Genomic DNA, 12,585 nt, shown 5'->3' with positions numbered 1-12,585 from the left:
TGCCACTTATGATCATAAACAACTACGTGTCTTGATCGACATTTGCTGGGATCTGCCCCATCCCACTACCAATCCTGTGTGATTTCAAGAGTTTTGAAGCTAAATGTCTGCTTTACCCGAAGCGGTTTGATAAGACCGTGGCTTCTGGTATTGATCTGATGGACACCGACCGGTACCGATCCGGACAGACCGGAAAGCTGCCGGTATCAGACGAGCCTGCGATGAGGTACGGATGTCCGCTCTGCTCGACACCAAGCCCGGTCACGACGAACCAGTGCCTCGCCCCCGCCCCGAGGTCCCGCACCGTCGGCGCCCGATCGCCGACCTGGACCCCTTCGATGTCATCGGGAGCGATCCCGCTCCCCACGAACCACGCGACGGCGCCGACGTACGCCAGATCTCCGCGGCGCTGTTCACCCGCCTCGCCGCACTCGACCCCGGCACCGCCGACCACGGCGACGTCCGCGACCAACTCATCCGCCAGAACCTGCCGCTCGTGCGCTACGCCGCGAACCGTTTCCGGCACCGCAACGAGCCGCACGAAGACGTCGTCCAGGTCGGCACCATCGGCCTCATCAAGGCCATCGACCGCTTCGACCCCGACCGCGGCGTGCAGTTCCCCTCGTACGCGATGCCGACCATCATCGGCGAGATCAAGCGCTACTTCCGCGACAGCGGCTGGTCGCTGCGCGTCCCCCGGCGCGTCCAGGAGCTGTGGCTCTCGCTGTCGGAGGCCATCGAAACCCTCTCCCAGGCGCACGACCGCGCCCCGACCGTCGCCGAGATCGGCGCGTACCTCAAGGTCACCCCCGAGGAGGTCGTCTCCTGCCTGGAGGCCACGAACGCCTACGCGCCCTCGTCCCTGGACGCCACCGACGGCACCGAGGAACGCACCCTCGCCGACCGCCTCGGCTACCAGGACCAGGCCCTCGAAGGCGTCGAGTACCGCGAGGCCCTGCGCCCCCTGCTGTCCCGCCTGCCCGACCGCGAGCGCACCATCCTGCTGATGCGGTTCTTCCACAGCATGTCGCAGTCCCAAATCGCCACGGAACTGGGCATCTCGCAGATGCACGTCTCGCGCCTGCTCTCCCGCACGTTGACCCGACTGCGCGCGGAACTGGGTGACTGCTGACGGCGATCGGGTGACATCGCGGACCAAAAGACAGCCCGCACGCGGCACATCACGGACCGCGGCCGGCCGCCGGACAGGCTCCCGCCCGGATCCATATGAGTGAATCCATGAAACGATTTATCTCCTCGGAAGGCCGTTCCGCACCACCCGCGGCACCGCACCGGCACGTCCCGGCCCACCCCTGACGAACAACCGGAAAAACGCCGGAAGTTGAATATGACCGGACTCGGCCGAACAATGAACACCGGTAAACCCCGGCCATTTCGTCATCCGCATCACAAGATCGTGTCGACTGCTCTGTTCGGGCGAGACCGCGTCGTAATCTCGGTCCCAGGCCCGAGATGCCCGAACACGTGCGCGCGACCGCACGGTCCGGGCAGGCTGGGACGGTGACCTGACATCCGGTCAGCGGAGCCGGTCCCCCGACCGGTCCGCGAAACCGGGTGGACCCGGGAGAAGAGGAGTGACCCGTGCCGGACGGTTTCGACAGGCGCCCCACCACCGGCGACCGACCGCCGGCGCAGAGAACGACGGCGCGGCGGTACGACGACGAGGACGCGGACTTCGACGCGGAGCCGTACGACGACCCCTACCAGGACGACTACGCCGGCTACGACGACGAATCCGAAGGCGCCGGCGCCCGGGGACCGGGCCCCGCCCGCCGGTTCGCGAGCTGGCTCGGCTTCGGCACGGCCTCCGGCCCGAACGACGAACCGGGCCTGTACGCCGACCGCACCGACGACGAGAACGACCTCTACCACGGCCCGGCCTCCGTACCCCCGCCACCGGACACACCGCCGCCGGTCCCCCGCCAGACCCAACGCGCCGGAGCACCCGCCGACCTCGCGGACGACGTGCCCGCCCCGGCAGCCGACGACGACCCGGCGGACCGCGACCGGCCCCGGCGCACCCGCAACAGCAGCCCGTGGGAAGACATCATGCTCGGCTCGGGCCCGCCGCCCGGCACCCCGATGTCCGACGCCCTCCCCGCGGGCACACTCCCCCCGGCCGCCCCGGCACCCCGCGACCCCGCACCCACCGGCACGGGGCCGAGCCGCGGCGGCGCGGTCTCCGACTGGCTGGACCCGATGGACCCCGTCGACCCCCTCGACCCGCGCGACCCCGACGGAACCGCGCACGAACCCCCTCCCGGCGCCCCCGACCCCGGAATGACGGCGGCACTCCCCCTCGTGAAGCGACTCCCCGACGACGGCGCCCCCGACGACCGCCCGGCCCCCGCGGCGGCACCGGATCACGACCAGCCCGCGCACTTCTCCGACGAAGGCCCCGAACCCCGGCGCATGCTCCGCCTGTTGCCCACCCCGGTCCTCGCCGACGGCGGCGGCATGGTCGTCGACGGCGGACGCGTCGGGCTCCTGACCGTACGCGCCGCCGCGGTGCGCGGCGGCCTGCACGCCCAAGAGGGCACACCCCGGCAGAACTCCTTCGCCGCGGGCCCCGACCCCAGCGGCACCTGGACGATCACCATCGTCTGCGACGGCGTCGACGGCGTCTACGCCGCCGAGTTGGCCGCGCAGGTCGCGATCCGCAGCACCTACCGGGCCGTCGCGCGCATGGTGGCATCCGGCCCGCACGCGGAATGGGACTGGACCACCACCCTCGACACCGTACGCACCGAGCTGCGCACCCGGCTGACCGAAATCGGCGCCCGGGCACGCTCGTTGGGCCGACCGGCCCCCGCGACCCGGCTCGCGGTCCTCGTCACGTCGGCGGAACCGCTCCAAGACGACCGCGTCGACATGGCGGTACTCGGGGACAGCACCATCCTCCGCCTCTCCGAAGGCGGTTGGCGGGCCCCTCTGGGGGTCCGGGAGACCGCGCCGGACACGTCCCCGCCGGCCCTGCCCGAACACGGGACGGAGCACGTACGGGTCTGCCGCACGACCTGGCGTCCCAGCGACGCCCTCGTGGTGATGACCGGCGGCTACGCGGAAGCTCTCGGCGCCGGCTCGGGCGGCCTGGCCGCCCGCCTCGCCGAGGACTGGCGCCGCCCACCGGAACTGCTCCGCTTCCTGGCGGACGTCGCCGAGGGGAGCCACACCGACGACGGCGCGGTCGTGGCCCTCTGGCCGGAGCCGTAGGCCACCGGCCGCAAGCGGCTCACCCGGCGCACGTCATGGCGGCGGGACGAGACCTGACACCGGGCCCTGCCTGGTTCCAGGCCCTCGGCCCGCCGCTTCCGGGAACACGGGTTCTCTCAAGCGAACGCCAGCACGGCGCCGACGACGACAGCGATCACCACGACGACGATCACGCCGACCATCACCGGGGAGATCCCCCCGCTGCGATGGTGCTCGGCCGGCGCCGCCGCGTTGGCTCGCTCTCCCGCCACAAAAGCCTGGAACATCTGCGTGCTGGCGGCGGGGTCATTCTCATTGTTTTCAGCCATGCGCACGACCATACCGTCCCACGTCGAAACATGTACCAACGCAAAAGAGGCTTCTCCCCGAAGGAAGAAGCCTCTCTCACACACAAATTCCGGCGGCGTCCTACTCTCCCACACCCCTTCGAGTGCAGTACCATCGGCGCTGAAGAGCTTAGCTACCGGGTTCGGAATGGAACCGGGCGTTTCCTCTCCGCCAAAACCACCGGAAAACCATCGAACACAACAACCCCAAAACCCAGGGCCACACGCCCGACAACCAACCAGCCCACCCCCACCAACACGGAGGCAGAAACCTGCTTGACGCCAAACCATGAACCACCGGAAACCGGTTGCGGTCCGGGAACCACACAATGAACGCGAACCAAAAAACAATCTGAAGACAAGTCCTCGGCCTATTAGTACCGGTCAGCTCCACACATCACTGCGCTTCCACATCCGGCCTATCAACCCGGTCGTCTACCGGGAGCCTTACCAGGTCAACCCTGTGGGAGCCCTCATCTCGAAGCAGGCTTCCCGCTTAGATGCTTTCAGCGGTTATCCCTCCCGAACGTAGCCAACCAGCCATGCCCTTGGCAGAACAACTGGCACACCAGAGGTTCGTCCATCCCGGTCCTCTCGTACTAGGGACAGCCCTTCTCAAGACTCCTACGCGCACAGCGGATAGGGACCGAACTGTCTCACGACGTTCTAAACCCAGCTCGCGTACCGCTTTAATGGGCGAACAGCCCAACCCTTGGGACCTACTCCAGCCCCAGGATGCGACGAGCCGACATCGAGGTGCCAAACCATCCCGTCGATATGGACTCTTGGGGAAGATCAGCCTGTTATCCCCGGGGTACCTTTTATCCGTTGAGCGACGGCGCTTCCACAAGCCACCGCCGGATCACTAGTCCCTGCTTTCGCACCTGCTCGACCCGTCAGTCTCACAGTCAAGCTCCCTTGTGCACTTACACTCGACACCTGATTGCCAACCAGGCTGAGGGAACCTTTGGGCGCCTCCGTTACCCTTTAGGAGGCAACCGCCCCAGTTAAACTACCCACCAGACACTGTCCCTGATCCGGATCACGGACCCAGGTTAGACATCCAGCACGACCAGAGTGGTATTTCAACGACGCCTCCACAACCACTGGCGTGATCGCTTCACCGGCTCCCACCTATCCTACACAAGCCGAACCGAACACCAATATCAAGCTATAGTAAAGGTCCCGGGGTCTTTCCGTCCTGCTGCGCGAAACGAGCATCTTTACTCGTAGTGCAATTTCACCGGGCCTGTGGTCGAGACAGTCGAGAAGTCGTTACGCCATTCGTGCAGGTCGGAACTTACCCGACAAGGAATTTCGCTACCTTAGGATGGTTATAGTTACCACCGCCGTTTACTGGCGCTTAAGTTCTCAGCCTCGCCCCGAAGGACTAACCGGTCCCCTTAACGTTCCAGCACCGGGCAGGCGTCAGTCCGTATACATCGTCTTACGACTTCGCACGGACCTGTGTTTTTAGTAAACAGTCGCTTCTCGCTGGTCTCTGCGGCCGACCCCAGCTCAAGAGGAAAACTCCGTCACCAGGACCGGCCCCCCTTCTCCCGAAGTTACGGGGGCATTTTGCCGAGTTCCTTGACCACAGTTCACCCGAACGCCTCGGTATTCTCTACCTGACCACCTGAGTCGGTTTGGGGTACGGGCCGCCACGACACTCACTAGAGGCTTTTCTCGACAGCATAGGATCATCCACTTCCCCTCAATCGGGTCGGCATCAGGTCTCAGACACATGCGGTGCGGATTTACCTACACCACGCCCTACACCCTTACCCCGGGACAACCACCGCCCGGGCTGGACTACCTTCCTGCGTCACCCCATCGCTCACCTACTACCCGCTTGGGCCGGCGGCTCCACCGCACCGATCCACCCGAAGGCATCACGGCCGCTTCACGGCCTTAGCATCACGAGGTTCAGCGTTGGCGCATCGTAGCGGGTACGGGAATATCAACCCGTTGTCCATCGACTACGCCTGTCGGCCTCGCCTTAGGTCCCGACTTACCCTGGGCGGATTAGCCTGCCCCAGGAACCCTTGGTCATCCGGCGCACACGTTTCCCACGTGTGATTCGCTACTCATGCCTGCATTCTCACTCGTGCAGCATCCACCACTGGCTTCCACCGCGGCTTCACCCGCTGCACGACGCTCCCCTACCCAGCAACACACCTGAACCACAAAGGCTTGGCTACTGTGTCACTGACACGACTTCGGCGGTGCGCTTGAGCCCCGCTACATTATCGGCGCGGAATCACTTGACCAGTGAGCTATTACGCACTCTTTCAAGGATGGCTGCTTCTAAGCCAACCTCCTGGTTGTCTCTGCGACTCCACATCCTTTCCCACTTAGCGCACGCTTCGGGGCCTTAGTCGGTGCTCTGGGCTGTTTCCCTCTCGACCACGGAGCTTATCCCCCGCAGTCTCACTGCCGCGCTCTCACTTACCGGCATTCGGAGTTTGGCTGATCTCAGTAACCCGGTAAGGCCCATCAACCATCCAGTGCTCTACCTCCGGCAAGAAACACACGACGCTGCACCTAAATGCATTTCGGGGAGAACCAGCTATCACGGAGTTTGATTGGCCTTTCACCCCTAACCACAGGTCATCCCCCAGGTTTTCAACCCTGGTGGGTTCGGGCCTCCACGAAGTCTTACCTCCGCTTCACCCTGCCCATGGCTAGATCACTCCGCTTCGGGTCTTGGGCGCGCGACTCAACCGCCCTCTTCGGACTCGCTTTCGCTACGGCTACCCCACACGGGTTAACCTCGCCACACACCGCAAACTCGCAGGCTCATTCTTCAAAAGGCACGCAGTCACGACCACCACACGACTAGCGCGGATGGCGACGCTCCCACGGCTTGTAGGCACACGGTTTCAGGTACTATTTCACTCCCCTCCCGGGGTACTTTTCACCTTTCCCTCACGGTACTAGTCCGCTATCGGTCACCAGGGAATATTTAGGCTTAGCGGGTGGTCCCGCCAGATTCACACGGGATTTCTCGGGCCCCGTGCTACTTGGGTATTCCTCAAACGAGCCGCATAAGTTTCGTCTACGGGGGTCTTACCCTCTACGCCGGACCTTTCGCATGTCCTTCGACTACCCATACGGTTTCTGACTCGCCGACCGGCCGGCAGACCGATCCAGAAAAAACCCACGACCCCGCGATGGCAACCCCTGCCGGGTATCACACCACCACGGTTTAGCCTCATCCACTTTCGCTCGCCACTACTCGCGGAATCACAGTTGTTTTCTCTTCCTGCGGGTACTGAGATGTTTCACTTCCCCGCGTTCCCTCCACACACCCTATACATTCAGGTGCGGGTGACAGCCCATGACGACTGCCGGGTTTCCCCATTCGGACACCCCCGGATCACAGCTCGGTTGACAGCTCCCCGGGGCCTATCGCGGCCTCCCACGTCCTTCATCGGTTCCTGATGCCCAGGCATCCACCGTGCGCCCTTACTAACTTGGCCACAGATGCTCGCGTTCACTGTGTAGTTCTCAAACAACAACCGGAAACAACGATCTCCCACCGATGCCTACCAGCACAAAGCCAGCGGTACACACGGCCGATCGAAACCGGCGATCCAGAGAGACACAAACCAAACGACCCCACCCCACGCACACGCGAGACAAGGCCGCAGGGCCCGTTCCCTCAGGACCCAACAACGTGCCCGACACCAGACCCCCCCGAACAGACCGCGTTCCACGCTGCAAGCAGCAGTACTAACCGTCCCGGAGGAAACCCGGCACCGAATAGTCAACGTTCCACCCATGAGCAACCCCCTCGGTACATTCGACCGAAGCGGGCCATGTGCTCCTTAGAAAGGAGGTGATCCAGCCGCACCTTCCGGTACGGCTACCTTGTTACGACTTCGTCCCAATCGCTGGTCCCACCTTCGACGGCTCCCCCCACAAGGGTTGGGCCACCGGCTTCGGGTGTTACCGACTTTCGTGACGTGACGGGCGGTGTGTACAAGGCCCGGGAACGTATTCACCGCAGCAATGCTGATCTGCGATTACTAGCGACTCCGACTTCATGGGGTCGAGTTGCAGACCCCAATCCGAACTGAGACCGGCTTTTTGGGATTCGCTCCACCTCGCGGTATCGCAGCCCATTGTACCGGCCATTGTAGCACGTGTGCAGCCCAAGACATAAGGGGCATGATGACTTGACGTCGTCCCCACCTTCCTCCGAGTTGACCCCGGCAGTCTCCTGTGAGTCCCCACCACCCCGAAGGGCGTGCTGGCAACACAGAACAAGGGTTGCGCTCGTTGCGGGACTTAACCCAACATCTCACGACACGAGCTGACGACAGCCATGCACCACCTGTCACCGGCCCAAAAGGACCCCCCATCTCTGGGAGTTTTCCGGCGATGTCAAGCCTTGGTAAGGTTCTTCGCGTTGCGTCGAATTAAGCCACATGCTCCGCCGCTTGTGCGGGCCCCCGTCAATTCCTTTGAGTTTTAGCCTTGCGGCCGTACTCCCCAGGCGGGGCACTTAATGCGTTAGCTGCGGCACGGACATCGTGGAATGACGCCCACACCTAGTGCCCAACGTTTACGGCGTGGACTACCAGGGTATCTAATCCTGTTCGCTCCCCACGCTTTCGCTCCTCAGCGTCAGTATCGGCCCAGAGACCCGCCTTCGCCACCGGTGTTCCTCCTGATATCTGCGCATTTCACCGCTACACCAGGAATTCCAGTCTCCCCTGCCGAACTCCAGCCTGCCCGTATCGAATGCAGGCCCGGGGTTGAGCCCCGGGTTTTCACATCCGACGTGACAAGCCGCCTACGAGCTCTTTACGCCCAATAATTCCGGACAACGCTCGCACCCTACGTATTACCGCGGCTGCTGGCACGTAGTTAGCCGGTGCTTCTTCTGCAGGTACCGTCACTCACGCTTCTTCCCTGCTGAAAGAGGTTTACAACCCGAAGGCCGTCATCCCTCACGCGGCGTCGCTGCGTCAGGCTTCCGCCCATTGCGCAATATTCCCCACTGCTGCCTCCCGTAGGAGTCTGGGCCGTGTCTCAGTCCCAGTGTGGCCGGTCGCCCTCTCAGGCCGGCTACCCGTCGTCGCCTTGGTAGGCCACTACCCCACCAACAAGCTGATAGGCCGCGGGCCCATCCTGCACCGCCGGAACTTTCAACCCCCACCCCATGCGAGGAAGGATCATATCCGGTATTAGACCCAGTTTCCCGGGCTTATCCCAGAGTGCAGGGCAGGTTGCCCACGTGTTACTCACCCGTTCGCCACTGATCCACCCCGAAGGGCTTCACCGTTCGACTTGCATGTGTTAAGCACGCCGCCAGCGTTCGTCCTGAGCCAGGATCAAACTCTCCGTAGATGCCTGCCGGTCATCCGGCGAACACACGGAACAAGCCGGCACCACATCGGAGGAATAATCCGACCGGCGCCTGCGTCCTCGCTGTGACCCCCGACCGCTGACAATGATCGGAGGATTTTCTCCACCAAAGGAATCCCTACGCCCACCCACACCACCGGAAATGATTCCGATGGCACCAGTGAACGCCGGGGATATGTTACTTGGCGTTGACTTTTGGCACGCTGTTGAGTTCTCAAGGAACGGACGCTTCCATTGAGACCCTGTCACCGGTCTCTCCGGGCGTTGCGTTCTTCGGTGTTTCTTTTGTCTTTCTGTGCTTCCAGCCTAGCACACTGTTTCCGGTGTGTTTCCGGCTTTCCGCGGCGCCTTCGGAATCGACCTTGCGGGCTTTTCCTTCGGCGGCTCAGACTTTAGCGGATCGCATTTCGTTTCGCCTAATCGGCGTTCCTGTCGCGCCCCGGTGTGGTCCGAGTCGGATCCGCGCGCACCACTGACGAGCACGAAACGCTGAGAGCGCACCGCTGCCCGGACGTGAATGACGTGTGGATCCCCGCCCGCGGGACCAGCCAGCCTGTACATGCGTACACGCTGTCTCAGGTCTCCCTGCTGAGCGGTGCGATGACTGTACCCACAGTGGCGCCCGGGAGCAAATTCAGGATCGGTTCCGAGGTTTGAGCCGGGTCGCCGCGGGTCAGGGCGCGGGGCGCCGGCGTTGTGGCCGAGTGGCAACCGACCGGGCCGGCGCGGGTCCCGATCGACCGTGCGCGGTCGCCTGTCACGGCACGCACCCGACCGCGAGGACGGCGTTGGACCCATGATGGTGTCGTCATTGACATCCACCGGAGGACCCTTGATGTCGCCGCTCACGCCCGAAACTCTGGGCGACCTGCTGGCCGAGTACGACTTCGACAACGGTTGCGTGACCCGGGTGAGCATCGACGATCCGTTCACTCCGGGCGGCGCCACCGCGCGCGTCGTCGTGGACGCGCGCGACCGTGAGCACGGCTGGCCGTGGACGCCGGTCGAGTTCCGGCTGTCCGGCCTGCGCGACTACCGCGTCGAACACGGCAAAGGTTTCTCCGGAATGCTGTATTTCGACCCGGTCGTCTCGCGCTTTTCCGACGAGACCCACGGTGAACTGCTCTACCTCGACTTCGACCCCGTCGACGGCCCCGGTCAGTACGAGCCGGTCGACGCGGTCGACGTCGTCGGCCGCTCGCAGTGCTTCTTCGCCGCCGAGCACATGACGTGGCGGGTCCTGGCCCCGGAGGCGAGCCCGCGGCTGGCGGCTGCCGGCCCACCGGGGGATCTCGCGTAATGGGAGCCGGCAAGCAGCGGCGTTCCCGGGGTCCGGGCCCGTCGGTCCGTGCGGAAGTCGACTCCGGGGCCGTCGAGCTGGTGCCGGATCCCGACCGTCCGCGCGGCTGGACGCTGTTCCTCGACGCCGCGCCGCAGTCGCACGTCGATCTGGACGATCCGATGTGGCTTGAATTCGAGTACGTCCGGCGCATCGGGCACGTCGCCGATTTGTGTGCGCCGGCCGGTCGGCCGCTCCCGGCGCTGCACCTCGGCGGAGGCGCGCTGACCCTGCCGCGCTATATCGCCGCGACGCGCCCGCGGTCGCCGCAACAGGCGGTCGAGACGGACGCCGGGCTCACCGCGTTCGTCCGCGGGCATCTGCCGCTCGACAAGAGCGCCCGGGTCAAGGTCCGCCACGGCGACGCGCGCGCGATGACCGCCAAGGCGCGCGACGCGGCTTTCGGCCTGGTCGTGGTCGACGCGTACGGCGGTTCCCGGGTTCCGGCGCATCTGACGACGGTGGAATTCGTCCGCGAGGTCGCCCGCACACTCGATCCGGCAGGCGTATATACGGCGAATCTCGCGGACGGCGGCCGGCTGGATTTCGTCCGCGGCCAGATAGCGACCATCGCGGCGGTGTTCCCCCACGTGGCGATGATCGGTGATCCGGCGGTTCTGCGGGGGCGGCGGTTCGGCAACGTCGTCGTGGCCGCGTCGCGCCGTGAGCTTCCCGTCGCGGATCTGTCCCGGCGTACCGCGGCGGACCCGTTTCCCGGACGGGTGCGGTCCGGCCGCGATCTCGACGACTTCACCGGTGGCGCGGCCGTCGTGCGCGACGCCACGGCGACGCGTTCGCCGCTGCCTCCGGAGAAGGTTTTCAGCCGTCGGTAGTGGCTCGGCGCTCCCGGGTGCTCGGCGTGGTGTCGGGCGCGGGATACGTCCGGCCCTTCCACGCCGCCCCCCGCCCGCGGGCGTGCTGCACGGCGGAGTCGACGGTCATCCCCAGATACAGCGTGGCCGCGAAGGGCAGCAGCAGGGCCTCGTACGACGGGCGGCCGTAGTAGCGGACCATCGGCACATATGTCGCGGTCATCACGGCCCAGGTCGCCGCCCCCACGGCGGCGAGCGGCGGGTTTCCGGCCACGGCGCCGACGACGACGGCCATGGGCGCGGCCAGGTAGACGAGCGCGAGGCCGACGACCGTGCCGGCCAACAACAGCCAGGAGTGCCGCAGTTGGGCGAAGGCGCTGCGCGCGACCATGCGCCACAGGTCGGCGAGCGTCGGGTACGGACGGATGCTGTCGACGTGGACGGGCGTCGCCGGGAACTCCCCGGCCGCGCCGCCGCTTTCGCGGTCACCGATCTCGCGGAGCGGGCTGTCCCGCGTCGGCGGGTCAGCGGGGTCCGGCGGGTCGGCGAGGACCAGTCGAATCCGGCCACCGCTGCGTTTGAGGGCGGTGCCGAGTGTGACGTCGTCGATGACCGCGTCGCGGATGGCGTCGATCCCTCCCGCCCGCGCGAGCGCCTCGGAACGGACCAGGACGCAGCCGCCCGCCGCGGCGGCCGTGCGACCGCCGTGCCGGTTGACGCGGCGGAAGGGGAAGAGCTTCCCGAAGAAGTAGACGAACGCGGGGACGATCAGGCGCTCCCACCCCGTCCGCACACGCAGGCGCGCCATCACCGAGACGAGATCGAGGCGCCCCTCGCGCGGCCCGGCTTCGGCCTCCGCCACGAGGCGGGCGAGCGAGTCGGGCGCGTGCGCGATGTCGGCGTCGGTCAGCAGCAGGTGGTCGGGCGGGCCCGCGGGGTCGTCGTGGGCGAGGGCGACGCCGTGCCTGACGGCCCACAGTTTGCCGGTCCAGCCGGGCGGGGGAGGGCCGGGCGTGGTGACCGTCAGCGGTACGCGCGCCCCGGCGGACGCGCCGAGGCGGCGGGCGAGTTCCCCGGTTCCGTCGGTGCTGCCGTCGTCGACGAGGATCACGCGCACAGGGCCGGGATAGTCCTGGCCGAGAAGCGTCGGCAGCGAGGCCCCGATGATGTCGGCTTCGTCGCGGGCGGGGACGACGATCGCGACCGAGGGCGCGTCGTCGGGCGGGAACCGCGTACCGCGCGGCGCGAGCCGGACGTCGGTACGCCAGAAGCCGCCGTGGGCGACGGCGAGGTACAGCCACGCGACACCCGACACCAAGGTGATCCACACAAGGACATCCACGCGGACAAGCGTCTCAGGCGGACGCCCCGACGGCGCCGGGAGTGCGGGCGGGCGCGACCGGGATGCCGCCCGGGGGTCCGCCAAGTGCGCAGAAGCGTTCACGGCGCGTCACCGGTTCGAGGGACGTTTCCGCTCGGGTTTACTCCGCTCGGCCGA

Annotated in this window: 6 protein-coding genes and 3 rRNA genes; 4 read left to right on the top strand and 5 right to left on the bottom strand. The window is 65.8% G+C overall.

Features of this window, described 5'->3' with window-relative positions:
* Positions 1-232 precede the first annotated feature (232 nt).
* Together LO772_RS18610 and LO772_RS35850 are read left to right on the top strand one after the other, a co-directional pair.
* Positions 233-1,132, top strand: coding sequence for an RNA polymerase sigma factor SigF (locus LO772_RS18610; RefSeq protein WP_231773151.1), 900 nt, complete (start codon positions 233-235; stop codon positions 1,130-1,132).
* Positions 1,133-1,602: 470 nt separating this feature from the next.
* On the top strand, positions 1,603-3,234 hold the full coding sequence (locus LO772_RS35850) for a protein phosphatase 2C domain-containing protein (RefSeq protein WP_269453053.1): 1,632 nt from the start codon (positions 1,603-1,605) through the stop codon (positions 3,232-3,234).
* Positions 3,235-3,350: 116 nt separating this feature from the next.
* On the opposite strand, the gene LO772_RS18600 is transcribed toward LO772_RS35850, so the two are convergent.
* From LO772_RS18600 to LO772_RS18585, 4 genes are all read right to left on the bottom strand, one after another.
* Positions 3,351-3,542, bottom strand: coding sequence for a hypothetical protein (locus tag LO772_RS18600; protein ID WP_231773150.1), 192 nt, complete (start codon positions 3,540-3,542; stop codon positions 3,351-3,353).
* Positions 3,543-3,629: 87 nt separating this feature from the next.
* A 5S ribosomal RNA gene (gene rrf, locus LO772_RS18595) occupies positions 3,630-3,746 on the bottom strand.
* Positions 3,747-3,914: 168 nt separating this feature from the next.
* Positions 3,915-7,042: ribosomal RNA gene (locus LO772_RS18590) — 23S ribosomal RNA — on the bottom strand.
* 352 nt (positions 7,043-7,394) lie between these two features.
* Positions 7,395-8,918: ribosomal RNA gene (locus LO772_RS18585) — 16S ribosomal RNA — on the bottom strand.
* The 16S, 23S and 5S rRNA genes sit together here, the layout of an rRNA operon.
* A gap of 853 nt (positions 8,919-9,771) precedes the next feature.
* On the opposite strand from LO772_RS18585, the gene LO772_RS18580 reads away from it, so the two are divergent.
* Both LO772_RS18580 and LO772_RS18575 read left to right on the top strand, forming a co-directional pair.
* Positions 9,772-10,236 carry a hypothetical protein gene (locus LO772_RS18580; RefSeq protein WP_231773149.1) on the top strand — a complete coding sequence of 155 codons (465 nt, stop codon included), beginning with the start codon at positions 9,772-9,774 and terminating at the stop codon, positions 10,234-10,236.
* Positions 10,236-11,108, top strand: a complete 873-nt coding sequence (locus LO772_RS18575; protein WP_231773148.1) for a spermidine synthase — start codon at positions 10,236-10,238, stop codon at positions 11,106-11,108. Before LO772_RS18580 ends, LO772_RS18575 begins: the two co-directional genes overlap by 1 nt.
* Here the strand turns inward: LO772_RS18575 and LO772_RS18570 are convergent.
* Complete coding sequence (locus LO772_RS18570) at positions 11,095-12,429, bottom strand: glycosyltransferase (RefSeq protein ID WP_231773147.1); 1,335 nt, start codon at positions 12,427-12,429, stop codon at positions 11,095-11,097. The two genes, LO772_RS18575 and LO772_RS18570, sit on opposite strands and share 14 nt — an antisense overlap.
* Positions 12,430-12,585: the final 156 nt, after the last annotated feature.

The sequence above is a fragment of the Yinghuangia sp. ASG 101 genome (assembly GCF_021165735.1).
Classification (GTDB): Bacteria; Actinomycetota; Actinomycetes; order Streptomycetales; family Streptomycetaceae; genus Yinghuangia.
The sequence above is the reverse complement of the archived record's forward strand: the minus strand, read 5'-3'. Positions and strand labels throughout refer to the sequence as shown.